General features: G+C 73.4%; 18 protein-coding genes. 9 read left to right on the forward strand and 9 right to left on the reverse strand.

Annotated features, from left to right (window positions below):
- Positions 1-61: 61 nt before the first annotated feature.
- Complete coding sequence (locus tag ABEA10_RS33035) at positions 62-3,184, forward strand: glycoside hydrolase family 2 TIM barrel-domain containing protein (RefSeq protein WP_345470648.1); 3,123 nt, start codon at positions 62-64, stop codon at positions 3,182-3,184.
- A gap of 11 nt (positions 3,185-3,195) precedes the next feature.
- On the opposite strand, the gene ABEA10_RS33040 is transcribed toward ABEA10_RS33035, so the two are convergent.
- Positions 3,196-3,387 carry a hypothetical protein gene (locus ABEA10_RS33040; protein ID WP_345470650.1) on the reverse strand — a complete coding sequence of 64 codons (192 nt, stop codon included), beginning with the start codon at positions 3,385-3,387 and terminating at the stop codon, positions 3,196-3,198.
- A 158-nt stretch (positions 3,388-3,545) separates the two neighbouring features.
- Between ABEA10_RS33040 and ABEA10_RS33045 the strand changes: the two genes are divergently transcribed.
- On the forward strand, positions 3,546-6,188 hold the full coding sequence (locus ABEA10_RS33045) for an ATP-binding protein (protein WP_345470652.1): 2,643 nt from the start codon (positions 3,546-3,548) through the stop codon (positions 6,186-6,188).
- Positions 6,189-6,397: 209 nt separating this feature from the next.
- On the opposite strand, the gene ABEA10_RS33050 is transcribed toward ABEA10_RS33045, so the two are convergent.
- Together ABEA10_RS33050 and ABEA10_RS51340 are read right to left on the reverse strand one after the other, a co-directional pair.
- Positions 6,398-7,312: an AraC-like ligand-binding domain-containing protein gene (locus tag ABEA10_RS33050; protein WP_345470654.1), complete on the reverse strand. Its 915-nt coding sequence runs from the start codon at positions 7,310-7,312 to the stop codon at positions 6,398-6,400.
- A gap of 54 nt (positions 7,313-7,366) precedes the next feature.
- Positions 7,367-7,864: a dihydrofolate reductase family protein gene (locus ABEA10_RS51340; RefSeq protein ID WP_425550989.1), complete on the reverse strand. Its 498-nt coding sequence runs from the start codon at positions 7,862-7,864 to the stop codon at positions 7,367-7,369.
- 32 nt (positions 7,865-7,896) lie between these two features.
- Here ABEA10_RS51340 and ABEA10_RS33055 point away from each other — a divergent pair, with 32 nt between their 5' ends.
- Positions 7,897-8,889: a Rieske (2Fe-2S) protein gene (locus ABEA10_RS33055; protein ID WP_345470656.1), complete on the forward strand. Its 993-nt coding sequence runs from the start codon at positions 7,897-7,899 to the stop codon at positions 8,887-8,889.
- On the opposite strand, the gene ABEA10_RS33060 is transcribed toward ABEA10_RS33055, so the two are convergent.
- From ABEA10_RS33060 to crtI, 6 genes are all read right to left on the reverse strand, one after another.
- Positions 8,875-10,398 (reverse strand): hydroxysqualene dehydroxylase, encoded by a 1,524-nt coding sequence (locus ABEA10_RS33060; protein ID WP_345470658.1) that lies wholly within the window; start codon positions 10,396-10,398, stop codon positions 8,875-8,877. The two genes, ABEA10_RS33055 and ABEA10_RS33060, sit on opposite strands and share 15 nt — an antisense overlap.
- A complete protein-coding gene (locus ABEA10_RS33065; RefSeq protein WP_345470660.1) occupies positions 10,395-11,111 on the reverse strand; it encodes a class I SAM-dependent methyltransferase in 717 nt (238 codons plus the stop codon). The genes ABEA10_RS33060 and ABEA10_RS33065 overlap by 4 nt, the downstream gene beginning before the upstream one ends.
- Positions 11,108-11,419 (reverse strand): lycopene cyclase domain-containing protein, encoded by a 312-nt coding sequence (locus ABEA10_RS33070; protein WP_329254448.1) that lies wholly within the window; start codon positions 11,417-11,419, stop codon positions 11,108-11,110. Before ABEA10_RS33070 ends, ABEA10_RS33065 begins: the two co-directional genes overlap by 4 nt.
- Entirely contained in the window at positions 11,416-11,760 is a 345-nt protein-coding gene (locus ABEA10_RS33075) for a lycopene cyclase domain-containing protein (RefSeq protein ID WP_329254450.1), read from the reverse strand. Before ABEA10_RS33075 ends, ABEA10_RS33070 begins: the two co-directional genes overlap by 4 nt.
- 20 nt (positions 11,761-11,780) lie before the next feature.
- Positions 11,781-12,740 (reverse strand): phytoene/squalene synthase family protein, encoded by a 960-nt coding sequence (locus ABEA10_RS33080; RefSeq protein WP_345470666.1) that lies wholly within the window; start codon positions 12,738-12,740, stop codon positions 11,781-11,783.
- A 61-nt stretch (positions 12,741-12,801) separates the two neighbouring features.
- Positions 12,802-14,304, reverse strand: a complete 1,503-nt coding sequence (gene crtI, locus ABEA10_RS33085; RefSeq protein WP_425550990.1) for a phytoene desaturase family protein — start codon at positions 14,302-14,304, stop codon at positions 12,802-12,804.
- Between the two features lie 311 nt (positions 14,305-14,615).
- Here crtI and ABEA10_RS33090 point away from each other — a divergent pair, with 311 nt between their 5' ends.
- Genes ABEA10_RS33090 through ABEA10_RS33115 form a run of 6 tightly spaced genes read left to right on the forward strand, consistent with a single transcriptional unit; the run spans position 14,616 to position 21,124 of the window.
- Entirely contained in the window at positions 14,616-15,944 is a 1,329-nt protein-coding gene (locus ABEA10_RS33090) for an MFS transporter (protein WP_345470669.1), read from the forward strand.
- Positions 15,945-15,972: 28 nt separating this feature from the next.
- Positions 15,973-16,659 (forward strand): GntR family transcriptional regulator, encoded by a 687-nt coding sequence (locus ABEA10_RS33095; RefSeq protein ID WP_329254462.1) that lies wholly within the window; start codon positions 15,973-15,975, stop codon positions 16,657-16,659.
- 43 nt (positions 16,660-16,702) lie between these two features.
- Complete coding sequence (locus ABEA10_RS33100; protein WP_345470670.1) at positions 16,703-17,572, forward strand: isocitrate lyase/PEP mutase family protein; 870 nt, start codon at positions 16,703-16,705, stop codon at positions 17,570-17,572.
- 26 nt (positions 17,573-17,598) lie between these two features.
- Positions 17,599-19,002 (forward strand): dihydroorotase, encoded by a 1,404-nt coding sequence (locus tag ABEA10_RS33105; protein WP_345470672.1) that lies wholly within the window; start codon positions 17,599-17,601, stop codon positions 19,000-19,002.
- The gene (locus tag ABEA10_RS33110) at positions 18,999-19,763 is read left to right on the forward strand and encodes an isochorismatase family protein (protein ID WP_345470674.1); all 765 of its coding nucleotides are present in this window, start codon (positions 18,999-19,001) and stop codon (positions 19,761-19,763) included. Before ABEA10_RS33105 ends, ABEA10_RS33110 begins: the two co-directional genes overlap by 4 nt.
- A complete protein-coding gene (locus ABEA10_RS33115; RefSeq protein WP_345470676.1) occupies positions 19,760-21,124 on the forward strand; it encodes an FAD-dependent oxidoreductase in 1,365 nt (454 codons plus the stop codon). Before ABEA10_RS33110 ends, ABEA10_RS33115 begins: the two co-directional genes overlap by 4 nt.
- Position 21,125: the final 1 nt, after the last annotated feature.

The raw sequence follows: 21,125 nt of genomic DNA on the forward strand, positions 1-21,125 counted from the left end.
CAAAGCGATCCTCTGTTCGGGATCTCGAACAGAGGCGCCTTCTGTCGCTGAGAGGGCACCGATGTCCGGAAACTTCCGTGCCGGCACCGCCGCCCGGCTGCTCGTGGCCGTGTCGCTCGTCCTCGCCGCCCTTCCCACCAGGGCACAGGCTGCCGCGCCGCCTCCGAGGTCCGCCGCGGCCGAACACGTGGCCGACACCGGACGGAGCGTGGACTTCGACCAGGACTGGCGGTTCGCCCTCGTCAACCCCGAAGGCGTCACCGATCCCACCGGCGCCTACGCGCACGCCGCCGATCCGGGCTACGACGACTCCTCGTGGCGCCGGGTGAACCTCCCGCACGACTGGAGCATCGAGCGCGACCCGACGCCGGACGGCGGCACGAACAGCGGCACCGGCTTCCTGCAGGGCGGGCTCGGCTGGTACCGCAAGACCTTCACGCTGCCGTCCTCGATGGCCGGCCGGAAGATCTCCGCCGAGTTCGACGGCGTCTACATGGACTCGGTCATCTACTTCAACGGTCGGCAGGTCGGCGCCCACCCGTACGGCTACACCGGGTTCGACGTGGACCTGACCGAGCTCGCGCACACCGACGGCAAGACGCCGAACGTGCTCGCGGTCGAGGTGCGCAACCAGCTCCCCAGCAGCCGCTGGTACTCCGGCAGTGGCATCTACCGCGACGTCCACCTCACGGTCACCGCGCCGGTCCACGTCCAGCGGCACGGCGTCTTCGTCACCACGCCGGACCTGGCGAAGACCGTGAAGGCGGGCTACGCGGACGTCCACGCCCGTACGGACGTCGCCGGCGCGACCGCGGACACGCGGGTCGTCGCCACCGTACGGGACGCCCGCGGCCGTACGGTCGCGCGAGGCTCCTCCGGCGTGACCTCGGGGACCGCGACGGCGGACCTGCGCGTCGATCACCCCACCCTCTGGTCCACCGCCCACCCGTACCTCTACACGCTGCGCACCGACGTCGTCGTGGCGGGCCGGACCGTGGACACGACCACGACCCGCTTCGGCGTCCGCTGGTCCACCTTCAGCCCGGACGGCGGTTTCTCCCTCAACGGGCAGCGGATGAAGCTACAGGGCGTCGACCTGCACCACGACGGGGGCGCGCTCGGAGCGGCCGTCACGGAGGACGCCCTGTACCGGCAGATGAAGATCATGAAGAGCATGGGCGTCAACGCCTTCCGCACCTCGCACAACCCGCCCTCGCCGGCCATGGTGCGGGTCTGCGAGGAACTCGGCATCGTGATGATGGTCGAGGCGTTCGACACCTGGCACACGCCGAAGGTGAAGTACGACTACGGCCGGTTCTTCGACGCGAACAGCGACGCCGACATCACCGAGATGGTGAACGCGGCCAAGAACTCCCCGGCCGTCGTGATGTGGTCGATCGGCAACGAGATCCCCGACTCGACCTCCGTCGCGGTCGGCGTGCCCATCGCGCGGCGGCTCATCGCCGACGTCCGCGCGGTCGACACGACGCGGCCGATCGTCATGGGGTCGGACAAGTACCGCAGCGTGCCGGCGCCCGGATCGGCCCAGGACCAGATCCTGCGGATGCTCGACGGCATCGGCCTCAACTACAACACCGCGGCCTCGATCGACGCGTTGCACGCCCGCTATCCGGACAAGTTCTTCTTCGAGTCCGAGTCGTCCTCGGAGACCTCCACACGCGGCGTCTACCAGGACCCGCAGCAGCTCAACACCGGCGAGAACTACACCCCGGGCAAGCGCGGAACCTCCTCCTATGACAACAACCTCGCCTCGTGGACGATGAGCGGGGAGTACGGGCTGAAGAAGGACCGCGACCGCGGCTGGTTCGCCGGGCAGTTCCTGTGGTCGGGCATGGACTACATCGGCGAGCCCACGCCGTACAACGTGTTCCCGGTCAAGGCCTCCTTCTTCGGGGCGGTGGACACCGCCGGCTTCCCCAAGGACATGTACTACCTGTTCCGCAGCCAGTGGACGACCGAGCCCATGGTCCACCTGCTGCCGATGAACTGGACCGACCACCGGCGCGGCGAGCCCGTGCAGGTGTGGGCGTACTCCAACGCCGACACCGTGGAGCTGTTCCTGAACGGCCGGTCACTGGGCGTCCGCCGGTTCGACCACAAGACGACCGCGGACGGCCGGGCGTACCTGGAGACGACGGAGGCGACCCACGACGACAAGACGGTGACCTCCGGGCCGTACCCGGGCAGCTACACCAGCCCGAACGGCAGCGCGGGCAAGCTGCACCTGACCTGGGACGTCCCGTTCGAGCCCGGCACGCTGAAGGCGGTCGCCACCCGGAACGGGAAGGTCGTGGCGTCCGACGTGCTGAAGACGGCGGGCGCGCCGCACACGGTCCGCCTGTCGCCGGACCGCCGGACGATCGCCGCGGACGGCCGGTCGCTGTCCTACGTCACCGCCGACGTCGTCGACGCGCACGGCGTGACCGTGCCGAGTGCGGACGACTCGCTGCACTTCACCGTGACCGGCGGCTCGCTGGCCGGGCTGGACAACGGGGAGGAGGAGAGCGCGGAGAACTACAAGGCACCGGTGCGCTCGGCGTTCAACGGCAAGGCGCTGGCGATCGTACGGTCGGGGACCAAGCCGGGCCCGATCACGGTGACGGTCACCGCCCCCGGCCTGCGCCCGGCGTCCACGGTCATCCACGCCACCGGCGGAACACCCGGCGCGACCGCCGCGGCACCCGTGCCGGTGCGGGCCGCCCCGGCACCTCCCGCGACCGTGACCGCGGACGCGAGCTACTCCGGCGCGCCCGACACGCTGCCGGCCGCCATGCTCGACGGCGACACGGCCTCGGGCGGCTGGTCGAACTACTACAACAAGCACGCCACGGCGCTGCTGCCGGCGTTCAGCCTGGCGCATCCGCGCGAGTGGGTGTCGGTGACCTGGCCGAAGACCCGTACGCTCGGCGGCGTCACGCCGTACTTCACGGTCGGTGCCGGGCGCGCGCTGCCGGGGTCGGTGGCCGTGTCGTACCTGCGCGGCGGCCGGTACGTTCCGGTGCGGCACCTGAGCATCACGTGGGCGACCGGCTCGAACCAGCCGACCGCGATCACCTTCGACCCGGTCCGCACCACGAGCGTGCGGCTGGACCTGACGAGCCGCGCCCCGGGCACGCCGGACGGCTTCCTGCAGATCGCCGAGCTGCGCTTCCCGGGGGACTGACCGGACCCTTCTCAACGGGGCGGGGCGGCCCGCCGGCGCGTGTCGCCGCGGGGGAGGAGCAGCCGGAGCGTCGTCCGCGCGTCCTTGCGGCGCCGCGGCGTGGGGGCGGCGACGGAGGTGATGGCGGTGACGGCGACCGTCAGCGCGTAGAGGACGCCGGCGGCGCCGCCCGCCGCGTACACGTGACGGAGCAGTGTGTGCATCGAGGACCTCCCGGGAACGGGCCGGGGCGGACGCCCCGGCCGGGATCCCATGAGTGCCCTGTCCGGGACGTTTCCGGCGATCCGGCGTCAGGTACGCGGGCCCCGACTACCCTGGTCGGGCGGCGGATTTCCGATTTTCCGGGCAAGGCGGGGAGCCGATGGGTACGGGCGGTGCGGTGGAGCGTTTCTCCGCCGAGCTGAGGTCGCTCCACCATGCGGCGGGCCGCCCGACGCTCGACCGTCTCGTACGCCACTGCCGCGCCCAGAAGCCGCCCATCACGACCAGCGACGCGACCATCCACGGCTGGCTGACCGGCACGAACATCCCCTCCGAGCGATCCGAGCGCGCCTTCTCCCACATCGTGGGTTACCTCCGGGAGGAGGTGCGCGAGCGCGGCGGCGATCCCTCGGCGCACTTCCCCGACGGGTGGAAGAACGCCCTCGCGCGGGCGCGCGTGGAGAAGCGGGCGAACCGCGGCGGCCGGCCCCGCAAGGCGAGGGCGGTCCGTGCCGCCGGCGGCCCGCCGCCACGGCCGGTTCCGATGACGCTGCCGCCCGACCCGGCGGGCTTCACCGGCCGCGCCGCGGCCCTGGCGGAGCTCGCGGAGCGCCTGGACGGCGCGGACCAGGCGATCACGGTGGTCACCGGAATGGGCGGCGTGGGCAAGACCGCGCTGGCCGTGCGCGCCGCGCACCGGGCCGGGCGCTTCTCCGGCGGCACTCTCTTCCTCGACTTAGGGGGCTTCGGCCAGGGCGGGCCACTGGAGGCCGGCGACGCCGCGGAACGCCTGCTGCGCATGCTCGGTGTGGCGGACCCCGGCGGCACCCCGCCCGAGCCCGTCGGCCGGTGGCGGACGGCGCTCGCCGCCTCGGCGGACCGGCCCCTGCTGATCGTGCTGGACAACGCCGCGTCCGCCGGCCAGGTCGCGCCGCTGCTCCCGGACCCGCCGCACCACGTGATCATCACGTCGCGCACCACGCTGTCCACACTCGCGGCGCACCGGGTCGGCCTGGCGCCGCTCGACGCGGGGGAGTCCGTGCGCCTCCTCGACCGGGCGCTGCGGAGCACCCTTCCGGACGACGACCGGGTGACGGCGTGCCCGCGGGACGCGGAGCGGCTCGCCGCGCTGTGCGGGAGGCTGCCGCTCGCGCTGCGGATCGTCGCGGCACTGCTCCTCGACGACCCGCACCGGCCGCTCGCCGACGAGGTCGCGGCGCTGGGTGCGGCGCGCGACCGGCTCGACCGGCTGCGGTACGACGACGTCGACGAGCAGGGCCGTCCCCTCGGCGTCCGCGCGGCGTTCGACCTCTCCTACGCGCGCCTCGGCGCCGAGCAGCGGCGGGCCTTCGACCTGCTCGGCGCGGTCCCCGGCCCGGACTTCGGATCGGAGGCCGCCGCCGCGGTGCTCGACCGGACGCCGCCGGAGGCCGAACGTCTCCTGGCCGGCCTGACCCGTCTCCACCTGGTCCAGGGACGCCCGGGTCGCCGGTGGGACCTGCACGACCTGGTCCGCCTCTACGCGACCGAACACGCCCGCGCCGACGCCGAGGGATACCGCGACGCGCTGGACCGGCTGCTGGAGCACTACGAGGGCGCCACCACCGACGCCGACCGGCGGTTCACCGCCCCCGGAACGCTCCGTCTCTTCCATGTCAACCGGTTCGCCTCCCGGGCTCAGGCGCTGGACTGGCTCGACGCCGAGCACCGCAACGTCGCCGCCGCGGTCACGGCCGCCCACGAGGCGGGGCTGTGGCGCCGGGCGTACGAACCGGCCCTCCGGCTCGCCCGCTACCTGGAGTTCCGCCGCCACGCCGACGAGTGGATCGCCTGTGCCCGTCTGGCCCTCGACGCCGCGGAGCACCTGGAGCCCGAGCGCGTTCCGCCGGCCGCGCTGTCGCTCGGCAACGCCTGCCGGGTCGCCGGACGGTACGAGGAGGCGGAGCGGCAACTGCGGCGGGCCCTCGACCTGGCCCCGGATCGCCCGGCGGAGGGAAACGCCTGGCACAACCTCGGTCTCGTGTACTGGGGCACCGGCGACTACGCGAAGGCCGTGGAGTGCCACCGGAACGACCTGCGCATCTGCACGGACGCCGGCGACCTGCTCGGCGCCGCCCAGTCGCTCTGCGCGCTGGGCGACGCGCTGCGGATGCGGGAGGAGTACGAGGAGGCGGCCGCGTCGCTCGTGCGTGCCATCGAGGTGTTCGAGAAGCTTGAGGACGCCGGAGGCCTGATGCGGGCCCGGATCAACCTCGCGCTCGTCCTGTTGGGCTGGAACCCGGTTTTGTACGGCGCCTGCGGGATCTGGCACCTCTGCCACGCCCTCCGGCTGGCCCGGGAGCGGGACGACCATCACGGCGAGGCCGTGGCCCTGCTCGACCTCGGCGCTCTCTACCTCAGCATCTGCCCGGCCTGCTACGGCAGCGCCGTCGTCCGGTGCGCGACGCGGGCCGTGGCCCTGTTCACGAAGCACGATGAGCCGCTGCGCCGGGCGCACGCGACCAGGGCGCTCGGCCGGGGCCTGCTGGCGGTCGGCGACCTCGCCCGGGCGCGCCGGGTCCTGGACCGGGCGAGTGACTCGCTGGAGGCGCTCGGCGTCAGTTTGGACGACGACGTCCCGGCCGACGCCGGAACGAGGACGCCGCACATCCCCGGCTGCTTCGGCCGGCAGGACAAGAAACGGTTCCGCTGGCTCGCCCGGCTGCCCGACGACGTCATCCGGGGCGACTTCCGGTACCTGGACGAGTTCACCTGGATCGGCTTCCGCTACCTCACGCCGGCGGGCAAGGAGTCCTCACCGTAGAGCAGGCCGTTACGGACACCCGCCCCGGTAACGGAAGAGTGCTGGTGACACCGGGCGTTCGCGGCGGCGGACCAGCAGGCCCAGGTGACCCGGCCGGTGCCGCTGCTGGAGCTGCGGACCTCGGGGAACGCCGGCTGGTTCTGCGCCGGTCCAGCGGTTCGGTGGTCGCCGTGCGCCGTTCCGTCTGGGTTCCGTGGGCCTCCGCTAGGTCAGGTGTTCTGTCGCTCGCCCCGTGCCATGAGGCGCAACTCGGCGGCGGTCAGGCCGAACTCCTTCTTCAGCGCCCGGCTGAGGTGCCCGTGGTCGCGGATCCCCCAGTGAGCGGCGATCACCGCGGTGGTCCGGGTGGTGAGCGCGGGGTCCAGGAGGTCCCGGCGGATACGGATGAGGCGTTCGCGCCTGACCCAGGCGGCGAAGGTGAGGCCGCGCCGCCGGAACAGCTGGTGGAGGTAGCGCGGGGAGATGCCGTGGTGACGCGCGGCGGAGTCCACCGACAGGGTGGGGTCACCGAGGTTCGCGAGGGTGTGGGTGAGGATCCGGTCGGTCAGGTCGTCGCCGACGTCCGCCGATTCCGGTGCCGGCTCCGCGAAGGCCGCGACGACCAGGGAGACCAGGGCGTCCGCCAGGTGAACGTCCGGCATGTCGGTGAGCCCGTTGATGCGATCACCCAGGCTCGACAGGAAGGCGGCGAGGACCGCCCACGCGCCACGGTCGCACCGCTGCGGGGTGGCGACGGAGCGGCCGACGAGGTCGGCGTTGGCGCCGAGCATGCCGTGCGGCAGTTCGACCACCACGACGTCGCAGGCGCCGGCCACCGAGAGCTCGTACGGCCTGCCGGTGTCGAGGGCGACGAGGTCGCCGGCCCTCGCCGGGAAGCGGCGGTCGTCCTGCGCCACCTGCGCGGTGCCGCTCCGGTGCAGCACCACCGCGAACCGGTCGCGCTCGGCGGAGATGACGCGGTGTACCGCACGCGAGGTCCGCGGGAAAACGCCGCGAACCCGGGCCACGGTCATCGAGCCGACACGAGCGAAATCCACCTGGGTCCGGAATGGCGCGGCGCAGATCGGGGAGTTGACTGTTGTGGAAGGGGCCACGGTGGTTTCCATGACAGTGGACACGGTCATCAGTAGAACCGTTGCCGTGAAGAAATGTCAACCTGAATGAAACCGAGAAGGCCCTCATCCACGCCAGTCGAACGCGGGCTCAGCCGCCAAGAGGCTGGTACGACAGCAGCACGACCCCGGAGCTGAACGTCGGGCGCCGATCAGGCGCATCCGGACCGGTGACCTGCCGTTCTCGATCGGGCGCAGCCCCTCGCCCCAGACCACCGGGTGCAGCCAGAACCTGACCTCGTCGACCAGCCCATGGCGCGCCAGGCCGTGGGCCGGCTCGCCGAAGCCGTACGAGAGAAGGTTGCCCGGCAGCTCCCGCTTGAGTTCGGCGACGCGCTCCGGAACGTCACCCTCGAGGAGGCGCGCGTTCCAGATCGGTGAGGAGCCCGGCCCTGAGCCACGCGGTCGCGCGTCGGGAGCGGGGGATGAGCCGTCCCCTCTCGACCGCCTTCGGCTGCCGGGCGATCGCCGACCACGAGACCTCGTGCGGCGCGGCGAGTTCCCCGACTGTAGCGCGCCGACTTCGCTCTGACACGCGCGTTCCGTACGGGGCAGACTGGCCATGTGGGTTCTCCGGCGAGAGGGAGCGTGGAGAGATGGCCGACGACCAGCCCCTGCGTCCCGGGCGGTGGCCGCTGCGTACCGTGCCCCGAGGGCGGTGGTCGGCGCAGACCCCGACCGCCGATGACGCCGACCCGGCGCTCATCGCGGCGGCGCTGAAGCGCGCCCAGGCGCGACCGTCGGGCAACTGGTTCGTGGTGGCGTCGAGTCGTGTCGTACGTGCCGACCGTCCGCTCGGCACGAAGGTCGCCGGCCGGGAGGTCGTCCTGTGGCGTGACCGTACGGGACGGCCGGTGGCCGGTCCGGGCGCGTGTCCGCATCTCGGCGCGCCGCTCGCCGACGGGCGCGTCATCGACGGCTGTCTGACGTGCCGGTGGCACGGCCTGCGCCTTCCCGCCGAGGGCACCGACGAGTGGCGCACCCTGCCCGCGTACGACGACGGGGTGCTCGTGTGGGTGCGCCACGACCGGGCCGGTGGCGAGGCTCCGCTCGACGCGCCGGTGCCCGCCGCCCGGCCGCGTCCGGACGGCGGCGTGGGCGCGGTCGCCCGCATGGTCGGCGTCTGTGAACCGGGCGACGTGGTCGCGAACCGGCTCGACCCCTGGCACGGCGCGTGGTTCCACCCGTACTCCTTCACCCGGCTGCGGGTCGAGTCCACGCCGGACGAGGCGGACGACCGCTTCCTGGTGCGGGTGACGTTCCGGGTCGGGCCGTGGCTGGGAGTGCCGGTGCTCGCGGAGTTCGGCTGCCCGGACCCCCGTACGGTGCTGATGCGCATCGTCGAGGGCGAGGGTGAGGGCAGCGTGGTCGAGACCCACGCGACGCCGCTGGGGCCGGGCCGCGACGGCCGTCCGCGTACGGCGGTGGTCGAGGCGGTGGTCGCCACGTCCGGCCGTCCGGGCTTCGCCGCCGCCCGTGCCCTGGCCCCGCTGATCCGCCCGGCCATGCGCCGGGCCGCCGCCCGCCTCTGGCGCGACGACCTGGCCTACGCCGAACGCCGCTACGCCCTGCGCTCACGAACGCTGTGAGCCCAGCGTGGGCAGCCGTCCGCGCAGCGGCACGGTCGTCAACGGATGACCGGCCACACCCCAGCCGGACAGCAGCAGGTTGGCGGCCTGCCAGCCGGTCGTGGCGGCGCGCTCCATCAGGGCCACGGGCAGGTCGACGCGGATGCCGTCGCCGGCCAGCACGAGGCCGGGGACCGGTCCGGCCACCGTGGGCCGGTCCGCGAAGGTGCCGGGCGCGAACAGCGGGCAGTCGGCACGCCATTCGCTGAACTCGCCGAGGATCCGGGCGGCCGCCGTCTCCGGATAGACCGCGTGCAGACGGTCGAGCAGCCCCGCCGCGGCCTCCTCACGCGAGCCCGTGACCGCGTACGCGTGGAGTTCGACCACGGACCCGCCAGCGGTGGCGGCCCACGTCGCGGCCTCGCGGTCATAGCGTTCGAGCACGCTGACGTTGTCGAGCGGCGGCAGCCCGCCGGTCGCCAGGAACGCGGGGCGGTCGGCGGCGACGGGCCGGTCCAGCCAGAGGCGGCGGACGAGGAACGGCGGCGCCGTCCGCTGGGCGGCGATCCGCCGCCGCCAGGCCGGGGTGCCGAGTCCGGGTGAGGCGGCGACGAGGTCGCGCAGCCCCGGGACGTCGAGGGCGAGGACCACGGCGTCGGCGTCCACGGTGCCGTCCGCGACGTCCACCGCGAACCCGGACCCGCCGGGCCGTACGGCGCTGACGGGCGTGCCCGTGTGCACGCGCCCGCCGAGCGAGGCGAGGTGGTCGCCGAGCGGCGCCCAGAGCCGGGGCGGCGGCACGCCGGGCACGTCGAACAGCAGGCCCTCGGCCGAGCCGAGGAAGTACAGGTGGAACATGACCGCGAGCTCGGCCGCGGACAGCCGGCCGGGCGGAGCGAAGAAGCTGCGGGAGAACACCTCGAAGGCCAGGTGACGCGCTGCCGGCGGGAAGCGCAGCCGGGCGAGGAAGGTCTCGGCGTCCAGGTGGTCCAGCCGTTGGTACGTGCCGGGAACGCTGACGCCGATCAGCGGCAGCGCGGCGCGGGCGTTCAGGCGCAGCAGGTCGCGCGGCCGGAAGGTCGGGCTGCGGAGCGCGAAGAACAGGGCGTTCCACGGCGGGGTGCGGGGCAGGCCGCGGAAGGTGTCGGTGCGGCCCTCCTCGTCGACGAGCGGGTAGTCCGGCACGGCGGTGAGCCGCTTGAGGTCCGGGTCGGTGCGGCGCAGCAGCGTGCGCAGGTTGTAGTACTGCCGGAAGTAGGCGTGGAAACCGCGGCCCATGCCGACGCGCGTGCCGTCCGGCAGCGCGGCGTCCCAGCCGCCCGCGCGGCCCCCGAGATGGCCCTCCCGCTCGTACAGGTCGACGGCGACGCCGCGTTCGGCCAGGGCGACGCCGGCCGTGAGCCCGGCGATGCCCCCGCCGACGACCACGGCCCGCGGACGCCGGGACAGCCGGTCGGCGCTCGGCGCCCCGGGCGGCGGCGGATGGTGCACCCGGCGGCGGTCGGCGCCCGGCGCGCGCCCGGCCGTCATGACGCCCCGTCCGGTCGCCGGCCGCCGAACGCGTGCACGATGCCGCGCTGCCAGCCGGTCATGGTGGCGACGCGCACGTCGGTGAAGCCGGCGCGGCGCAGGCGCCCGGCGAACTCCGGTGGCCGGTCGAACTCCAGCGCGCTCCGCCACAGGTAGCGGTACAGGCCCGCGTCGCCGGTGGTCAGCCGGCCCGCCGGGATGATCACGCCCCAGCACACGGCGTGCCAGACCAGCCGGGTGAGCGGATGGTCGCGTACGGAGTAGTCGTGCACGATGAGGCGGCCGCCGGGGCGCAGCAGGGACCACAGCGAGGCGAGCACGGCGTCCGGGTCGGGCAGGTTCCGGATGAGGTAGGCGGCGAAGACGCCGTCGAACGGCCCGCTGATCCCGGCGCCGGCGAGCTCCTCGGCGCGGGCGTGCACGAACTCCACGCCGTCCGGCCACGGCTTGGCGCGCGCACGGGCGAGCATGCCGGCCGAGGCGTCGACGCCGACGACGCGGGCGTTCGGGGCGGCGGCCAGAAGCGCCGCGGTGGAGGCGCCGGTGCCGCATCCCACGTCCAGCAGGCGGACCGGACGGTCGCCGAAACCGAACGCGCGGGCGGACCGCCGCAGGTGCGCGTGGTAGCCGGGGTTGGCGCCGACGAGCCGGTCGTACGCCGCCGCGCCGCGGTCGAACGCCTCGGGCACCCGCCGCCGTACGAGGGGGGTCATCGGGGGCTCCGGGCGTGTTCCCACAGGAGCAGGGTGGCGGTGATGAGGGAGAAGCCGAAGAGGAAGTCCTCCACCGGGATGTCGAACGGGATCCGCAGCCCGGAGAGCTGGTGGGGGTCGTAGCTGACGACCGGCGCGGACAGCTTGGTCAGCCGGCCGTCGACCACCGTCTGGAACGCGAACACGATCACCATCGTGATCCAGTACGCGCCGCTGCGGAACAGCCCGGTGCGCAGCCGCCCGAGCTCCAGCGCGACGACGGCCACGACCGAGACGACGGCCGGGACGGTGTACCCGAGTCCGCTCACCTGACGTCCTCCTTCTCACGTGCCGGGCTGCGCCGCCGGGGGGCGAGGCGGCGGACGGTCTCCAGCGTCAGCACCCCGCAGACCGGGATGACGAGGAAGAACAGCACCTCCTCCAGCGGCAGCGACAGCGGCAGGGTGATGCCGGTGACGTACCGCGGGTTGTACCACCAGACGCCGGCCGCGATCGCGATCACGTCCCACACGACGAAGACCGCGGCGACGGGGAGCACGGCGCGGGCGAGCCGCCGGGGTCGCCGGTAGACCCGGCTGCCCGACAGCTCCAGCGGCAGGGTGACCGCCACACACCCCGCGAGCAGTGCCAGGTACTGCAGATGGTCCATGTCGATCCTTTCCGCCGCTTTCACCGTGCCCGGCCCGCCGTCACCGCGTCCGTCCGGGTGCGCGCCCACAGGGAGCGGGCGACGGCACCGCCGGCGAGCACCACCCGGCGGCCGACGCCCACGGAGACGCGCCCGTCGAAGACGTTGTAGTCGCGGGCCTCGATGCGGTCGAGGATGTGGGAGTAGAGCGTGCAGGCCGTCGCGATGCAGGGCCGGGAGACGGGGTGCAGCAGCTCGATCCCGGGCCGGGCGCGGCCGTACACCTCGCGCGTGCGCGCGATCTGGTCGGCGAGCGCGCGCCGTACGCGCGGGTCGGCCCGGCCGGTCCGCCGGCATTCGGCGAGCACCTCGCGGTCGACGCCGAACGCCGCGAGCTCGTCGGCGGGCAGGTAGACGCGGCCACGGTCCAGGTCCTCGGCGATGTCGCGCAGGAAGTTGGTCAGCTGGAACGCCTGGCCGAGCGCCGCGGCGGCGCCGGCGGCCTCGGCGGGGTCGCCGACCGTGCCCAGCACGGGCAGCATCTGCAGCCCGATCACCTCGGCCGACCCGTACACGTACTCCCGCAGCGCCGCCCGCGTGGCGTATCCGGTCACGGTCAGGTCCATCCGCATCGAGTGCAGGAAGGCGTCGAACAGGCCGACGTCGATGCCGTGCCGGCGCGCCGTGTCCACGACCGCGGCGAGCACCGGGTCGTCGCTGCGCCCGGCGCGCAGACCGCCGGCCAGCTTGGCGGCGAGCCGGTCCAGCGCGGCGGCGATCCGCGTGAGCGGGGTGCCCGGCGCGGGTTCGTCGACGATGTCGTCCGCGTGGCGGGCGAAGCCGTACAGGGCGTGGACCGCCGGCCGTCGCGACGGCGGCAGTAACCGGGTCGCGAGGAAGAAGGTCCGGCCGTGCCGGGCGTTGAGCGCCCGGCACCGGAGGTAGGCCTCCCGCAGGGACGGCTCGGTGATCCCGGCCGCGTCGAGCTCCCGGCCGGTCATGAGCCTTCCTTCGTCGGGGAGGGTGACGGGCGCGTGTCTTCGATTCCCTCGCTTCGCTCGGTCATGACGGCACGGCGCCGGTGATCCGGTCGGCGGCCAGCCGTCCGGACACCAGTGCGGTCGGGACGCCGACGCCGGGTACGGTGCCGCAGCCGGCCAGTACCGCGTTGTCGGTCGTCCGGGGGAGGTTGGCGGGCCGGAACGGGCCGGTCTGGCCGAACGTGTGCGCCAGGCTGAAGGGCGTGCCGGCGAGGAGCCCCTGGCGGCGCCAGTCGGCGGGGGTGATGACGTGCAGAACGTCCTCCATGCGCATTTTCAGGCCGGACCGGGCGGCCGTGGCCTCGATGAGCTCTTCCGCGTACGCCGGGCCGATCCGGTCCCAGTCGAGCCGGGCGCGGGCGAGGTTGGGCGCCGGGGCGAGCACGGACACGAGTTGGCGTCCGCCGGGGGCGAGCGCGGTGTCGGTGACCGTCGGGCGGGTCAGCAGCAGCGACGGGTCGCGCATCGGCCGGCCGTCGCGAGTCAGGTCGTCGAAGGTCGTGTGCCAGGCCCGGCCGAACAGCAGGTTGTGGTGGGCGGTGCCGTCCGCGCCGCACCGCCCGTCACCGGACACGCCGAGGTGCACGACGACGGCCGACGGCGCGGCGACGAGGCGGACCGGCCGGCGCGGGACGCGGCCGAGCAGCCGGTAGGCGGCCGGCAGGTCGCAGGTGAGGACGATGGCGTCGCACGGGATCCGGTCGCCGTCGGCGGTGAGCGCGGCGGTCACGCGGCGCCCGCGGCGTTCGAGCGCGGTGACGCGGGTGTCGTAGCGGAACTCCACCCCCGCGTCGGCGGCGGCGCCGGCGAGGGCATCGGGGAGCGCCCGCATGCCGCCACGGGGAAAGAACACGCCGCCGACGGTGTCCATGTAGGCGATGACCGCGTACAGGGCGAGCGCCCGGCGGGGGGACAGCCCGGCGTACAGCGCCTGGAAGGTGAACACGCGCCGCAGCCGTTCGTCGCGCAGGAACCGGCCGACGGCGTTCTCCCAGCGCCCGAAGCCGCCGAGCGCCGCCAGCCGGGCCAGTCGCGGGGTGAGCAGGCCGAGCGGCGAGTCGACGTTCGCCGCGATGAAACCGGCGTACTCGACCTCGTACAGCCGGGTCAGCCAGGCGCGCAGCCGCGCGTACCCCGCCGCCTCACGGGGACCGGCGAACGCCCGGACCGCCTCGGTCATCGCCTCGGCGTCGGTGCGCACGTCGAGCGATGTGCCGTCGGCGAAGAACGTCCGGTACGCCGGGTCCAGCCGGATGAGCGGCAGCCGCTCGTCCATCGAGGCGCCGGTGGCCGCCAGCGTGTCGCGCACGATGTCCGGCATCGTGAGCACGGTCGGCCCGGTGTCGAGCCGGTAGCCGCCGACGTCGAGGCGGCCCGCCCGGCCGCCCGGCACCCCGTCGCGTTCGAGCACCGTCACGGCACGGCCGCGCCCGCACAGGTGCGACGCGGCGGCCAGCCCGGACAGCCCCGCACCGACCACGACCACGTGGTCGGTTCTGCGGGGCACGGTCGAACAGCGCGTCATGTCGCATCGACTACCCCGAGAGCCCACGGGGTAATGCCGAACCGCGCCACGGTCCTTCACGGAACGACGACGGCCCGAGGGGACCGAACCTCAGGTCACGGACGCCTGTCGACTGCTAACTGTTGACAGATAGCCTCTGAGCAGCTTCGATGGTCGCACGTCCTAATCCGGACGTATTGGGGTCCGGGTTCTCCGCGATGTCGACGATCTCGTGCGGCCTGCCTCGTCCCCCTCTCCGCATCGGCCCGCGCCGCCCGCGGCGGCCGGATCGGATGCGAACGCCCGTGCGCTCCCGCCCCCCAGGAGTGACCATGCAGGTCGACCCGTCCCCCTACCGTCCCAACCCCGCCCCCGTCCCCGCCGGAACGGCGCCCGCGATCGACCGGAGGGTCATCCTCGCCGGGGCCGTCGGCTCGATCATCGAGTACTACGACTTCGGCATCTACGGTTACCTGTCCGCGTCGCTGGCCTCGGTCTTCTTCGTGCACGGAGATCCGGCCGCGGCGCTGCTCGCCACGTTCGCGACGTTCGCGGCGGCGTTCGTGCTGCGCCCGCTGGGCGGGCTCATCTTCGGTCACATCGGCGACCGGATCGGCCGGAAGAAGACCCTCGCGGCGACCGTCATCGCCATGGCGCTGGCCACGTTCGCGATCGGGGTCCTGCCGAGCTACGCCGCCGTCGGCGCGTTCGCGGCGGTGCTGCTGGTCCTCGGGCGATGCGTCCAGGGTGTGGCCAGCGGCGGCGAGATCGGCGGCGCGGCCTCGTACGTCGCGGAGTGCTCGCCCCCGCACCGGCGCGGCCTGCTCTGCAGCACGACACAGCTCGGCGCGCTGACCGGCGCGCTGCTGGCCTCGGCCGTGGTCACCCTGTTCACCACGGTGCTGGGCGACGAGACGATGAAGGCGTGGGGCTGGCGAATCCCGTTCCTGATCGGCCTGCCGCTCGGCCTGGTCGGCCTGTGGATCCGCGCCCGGCTGGAGGACTCGCCGCAGTTCCTCGACCTGGCCGAGCGGGGTGAGGTCGCCAAGGCCCCGGTCGTCCAGCTCTTCGCGAACAACCGCGCCGCGCTGGCGCGCACCTTCGGCCTCTCGGTGCTGCTGTTCGCCGCCTACTACGTCGTGTACGTGTACGCCGCGACGCATCTGCAGAAGACCGGCGGCTTCTCGGCGCTGACCGCGTTCTGGTCGACGATCGCGACGCTGGCCGTGTCGTGCGTGCTGATGCCGGTGTTCGGTGCGCTGTCGGACCGGGTGGGCCGCAAGCCGATCTTCTTCGGCGCCTCCATCGCGACCCTCGTGCTGGTCTTCCCCGGGTTCATGGCGATGGACGCGCACGGCACCGCGCCGGCCGTGCTGGCCCAGATCGTGCTCGGCATCCCCGAGTCGGCGCTGATGGCCGTGGCCTTCTCCACGTTCGCCGAGATGCTGCCCGCGCGGGTCCGCTACAGCGGCATCGCGCTGGGCTTCAACCTCGCCAGCATGGCCGTGGGCGGCACGGCGCCGTACATCTGCACGTGGCTGATCAACAAGACCGGCGATCCGCTGTGCCCGGCCTGGTTCCTCGCCGGTACCGCGCTCATCACCCTCGCGACGACCTTCAGCTTGCGAGAATCCGCCGGTACGTCCCTGCGGACGTCCTGACGACACCAACCGACGATTGAGGACCGAAATGTCGAGCAGTCACCTCCCGGGCCCGCTGGAGCGGCGGGCGCAGACCTTCAGCGGACGCAGCGTCGAGGTGCTCCGGGACATGGTGCTGTCCGGCCGGCTCAAGCCCGGCCAGCGGCTGAACGAGGTGGAGCTGGCCCGCGCCCTGGAGATCAGCCGCGGGCCGCTGCGCGAGGCCATCCAGCGCCTGGCCAGCGAGGGGCTGCTGCGCATCGTCAGCCACCGCGGAGCGTACGTGCGCACGTTCGACGCGGACGAGCTGCGCGACCTGTACGAACTGCGCATCGCCCTGGAGACGCACGCCGTACGCCTCGCGGCGGAACGGATGACCGCCGACGACGTGGCGGACGTCGGCGGCCTGCTCGACGAGACGGGCGACATGCTCGCCGCCGACGACGAGCGCCCCTATCCCGAGGAGCTCGACTTCCACCGGCGGATCGTGGCGCTGACCGGCAACCAGATCCTGCTGTCCGCCACGGTGGAGGTGCACCAGCAGATCCACCTCGCCCGGTCACGCTCCGGACAGCAGCCGCGCCGCGCGCGTCACGCGTACGACGAGCACCGTGCCGTCGTCGACCACGTGGCCGCCGGCGACGGTGAGGCCGCGGCGAACCTCATGCGCGCGCACCTGTACCGGTCGCTGGAGAACGCGCTGCGCATCTTCGACGCGTCGCCCGGCGACACCTGACGGCGGCGCGCCCCCCATTCACACGACCACGGAAAGGTTCCCGGTGAGCGACAATCTCAACGCCCGGCTCCGCGCCCGGATCGAGCCCGGACGGCCCCTGCTGCTGCCGGGCGCGCCGAACGCGCTGACCGCGCGGATCCTGGAGGAGACCGGCTTCGAGGCCGTGTATCTCTCCGGCGCGGGCATCACGAACACCTACCTCGGCGCGCCGGACGTCGGGCTGCTGTCGCTCCCGGAGCTGGCCGACCACGTCGCCGCCGTACGCGACGCGGTCGAGCTTCCCCTGGTCGTCGACGCCGACACCGGCTTCGGCAACGCGATCAACGTGCGGCGCACGATCCGCTCCCTGGAACGTTCCGGCGCGAACGCGGTCCAGCTCGAGGACCAGGTGGCGCCCAAGCGCTGCGGGCACTTCACCGGCAAGGCCGTGATCGACGCGGGGGAGATGGTCGGCAAGATCCATGCCGCCACCGACGCGCGGCAGGACGACGATCTGCTGATCATCGCGCGCACCGACGCCCGCGCGGTGTCCGGGATGGACGAGGCGTGCGACCGCGCCGCCCGCTACCTCGACGCGGGCGCCGACGTCGCGTTCGTCGAGGCGCCGCGGTCGCGGGAGGAGCTGCGGGAGATTCCCGGGCGGGTGCCCGGCGCGCACGTCGCCAACATGGTCGAGGGCGCGCTCACGCCCATCACCCCCCTGGACGAGCTGGCCGCGTACGGCTTCGCGGTGGTGCTCTACGCCAACACGGCGATGCGCGCCGCGATCAAGGGCATGCGGTCCGCGCTCACCGACCTGCGCGCGAAGGGCGACAGTCTCGCCCTCGGCGACCGCATCGCGAGCTGGGAGGAGCGGCAGAGCCTGGTCCGCAAGGACGAATTCGACGCGATGAACGAGCGGTACGCCGGCTGAGCGCCGAGAAGATGAGAGGAGCGAACATGACGGAATACGACCTCCGGCTGACCGGTGGTGACGTCGTACTGCCCGGTCTGGGACGCACGGCCGTGGACGTGTGCGTGCGCGACGGACGCGTCGCCGCCCTGGTCGAGCGCGCCGACCCCGCGCCGGCGCGTGAGGTGCTGGACGTGACCGGGCGGGTCGTGGTGCCCGGCGCGATCGACGCGCACGTCCACCTCGGCCAGGACATCACCGTGCCGAAGACCGCCGACGACGTGGCCCCGGAGACCGCCTCGGCGGTCGCGGGCGGTGTCACCACGATGCTCGCCTACCTGATGAGCCCGAAGCCGTACGAGGAGAGCTTCACCGCGGCGCACGACGTCATGGCGGCCGACGCGTACACCGACTTCGGCTTCCACTTCTGCCTGGTCTCCCAGGAGCAGGTGGCCGCGATCCCGCGCTACGTCGAGGAGTTCGGCGTCTCCAGCTTCAAGTTCTTCATGAACTTCCGCGGGAACGAGGGCGCCTATCTCGGGCTGCCGGGCAACGACGACGGCTTCCTGTACGACCTGCTGAAGGCGGTGGCGGAGAACGGCGCGATGGCCGACCCGCACGCGGAGAACATCGAGCTGGTCTGGAAGCTGCGGGAGAGCATGGACAAGCCCGCCGACGCCGGGCTGGACGCCTGGAACAGGACCCGACCCGACTTCGTGGAGGCCGAGGCGCTGCAACGGGTCGCGTACCTCGCCAGCGTGCTCGGAGCGTCCGTGTACGCCGTGCACACGACCTGCGCCGCCGCGCTGGACGCGATCACCCGGCAGCGCGCGCACTACCCGAACCTGTTCGTCGAGACCTGCCCGCACTACCTCACCCTCGACGAGACCTCCTCGATGGGCTCGCGGGCGAAGGTCAACCCGCCGCTGCGCACCGCCGGCGACCGGGAGGCGCTGTGGGCGGCGGTGGCCGACGGCCGCGTCGACGTCATCGGCTCCGACCACGTGCCGCGCCACTTCTCCGCGAAGGACAAGGACATCTGGTCGGCGTCGGCGGGGTTCCCCGGAACCGGCACGCTGTTCCCGTCCATGGTCGGTGAGGGGCACCAGCGGCGCGGCCTGCCGCTGGAGCGGATCGTCGAGGCGACCTCGACCCGGCCCGCCCAGCTGTTCGGCATGTACCCCCGCAAGGGCGTCATCGCCGTCGGCGCGGACGCGGACCTGGTCGTGCTGAACCTGGAGGAGGGCTTCACCGTACGCGCCGAGGACCAGCACAGCGCCGCGCGGTACTCCGTCTGGGAGGGGCTCGAGGTCGGCTGCTCGGTCGAGCACACGCTCGTACGCGGCCGGTTCGCCGTCCGCGACGGCGCGCTCGGTGAGGCCGCCGGCGCGTACGTCTCCCGCCCGAACAGCGGCGCCGCCGCTCTGGCCGCCCAGGGGGTCTCCCGATGAGCGAGCGGAGCGAGCGAATCGACGAGCACAGTGCGCCTGGTCACTCCCCCGACGAAGGAGGGCTCATTGGTGAGCCGTACCGGCCGTGGGCCGACGTGATCACCGATGACGACGAGCGACGCTACGCCGCCGCGGGCTTCGGCAAGCCCGTCGGGACGGGCAAGCGCCCGGCGCTGCTGATCATCGACGTGCAGTACCGCACGGTCGGCGACACGCCGAAGCCGTTCTTTGACTCTCTCGCGGACTACCCGACGAGCTGCGGCGATGTGGGCTGGGACGCGGTGGGGCGCATCGGTGAGCTGCTCGGCGTCTTCCGCGAGCGCGAGTTGCCGGTGATCTACCCGCACGTCGCGCCGAAGGAGTCCTACGACGCCGGCCGCCTCGGCGCGAAGGTCCCGGCGATCATGGGCATTCCGCCGCAGGGCTACCGGTTCGTGGAGGAGGTCGCACCGCGCGACGGCGACATCCTGCTGCCCAAGCGGCACCCGAGCGCGTTCTTCGCGACCCCGCTCGTCAGCTACCTCGTCGATCTCGGCGTGGACAGCCTCGTCGTGACGGGCTGCACCACCAGCGGTTGCGTGCGCTCCACGGTCGTGGACGCGTTCGCGTACAACTTCCGGGTGACCGTCCCGGCCGAGGCGGTCTATGACCGTACGCCCACCGTGCACCAGGCGAACCTCTTCGACATGGCGCAGAAGTACGCCGACGTGCGCCCGGTCGCCGAGGTGGTCGAGGCCGTTCGCGGGGTGGAGAGCACATGAACGACGTCGACGTCATCGTGGTGGGCGCCGGCGGCGGCGGACTCGCCGCCGCGCTCGCGGCCCACGACGCCGGCGCGTCCGTGGCGGTGCTGGAGAAGCTCGACCGGCCCGGCGGCAACACCGGCCTCTCGACGGGGTCGATCCCCGGCGCGGGCACCCGCTGGCAGAAGGACGCGGGCATCGACGACGACCCCGGCCGGTTCGCCGACGACCTGCTGCGGCAGAGCGGTCCCCACGAGGCGGAGGAGCTGACCCGCCTGCTGGCCCGGGTGTCGGCGCCCGTGGTGGAGTGGCTCGTGGACCGGCACGGCGTCGAGCTCCTGCTGATCACCGACTACAAGCACGTCGGGCACTCCGTGCCCCGGCTGCACGCGCCGGCCGCGCGCAAGGGCCAGGTCCTCGTCGATGACCTGGTACGGGCCTGCGGCGACGCGGGCATCGAGATCGTGTTGAACAACCCCGTCGCGTCACTGATCGTCGAGGACGGCGCCGTACGCGGCGTGCGCGTCGACGGCGACCGGATCGGCTCCTACGACCTGCGCGCCGACGCGGTCGTCCTCGCGGCCAACGGATACGCGGCCAACCCGGAGCTGGTCCGTGCCTGGGCGCCGGACATCGCCGGGGCCACGTACTTCGGCGGCCACGGCAGCACGGGCGAGGCGATCGAGTGGGGGATCGCCCTGGGCGCCCGCACCGGCAACCTCGGCGCGTACCAGGGGTACGCCGCCGTCGCCTACCCGCACGGGTCCATCGTCTCCTGGACCACGGTGGAGATGGGCGGGGTCATGCTCGACCACGACGGACGGCGGCTGGGCGATGAGACCCTCGGCTACTCCGGCTTCGCCGAGACCGTGCTGCGCGGCACCGAGCCCCCGGCGTACGTCGTCTTCGACACCCGCATCCGCGACTACGTGGCCGCACACGAGGAGGAGTTCCGCGACCTCCTCGAGGCCGGCGGCGTCCGCGAGTTCGCCACCGCCGACGCGCTCGCCGAGTGGATCGGCGCTCCGGCCGGGAACGTCCGCTCCACGCTGGATGACTATCGGAGCTCCGTGGCCGCCGGCCGCGACGCGTTCGGCCGGTCCGCCTTCGGCATGGCGCCGCTGACCTCGCCGTACGTGGCCTGCCGCAGCACGCCCGGCCTGTTCCACACCCAGGGCGGCCTGGCCGTCGACGGCGACGCCCGGCCCACCCGGGAGGACGGGTCGGTCGTGCCCGGCCTGTACGCGGTCGGCGGCGTCGCCGCCGGGATCAGCGGGCGGTCCGGGGGCCGCGGGTACTCCTCCGGCAGCGGCCTGCTCGCGGCCGTCGGCCTCGGTCACCTCGCCGGCGCCGCCGCCGGGGCCGCCGCGACCGGGTGAG

This window comes from Actinoallomurus oryzae, assembly GCF_039541955.1.
Classification (GTDB): Bacteria; Actinomycetota; Actinomycetes; order Streptosporangiales; family Streptosporangiaceae; genus Actinoallomurus; species Actinoallomurus oryzae.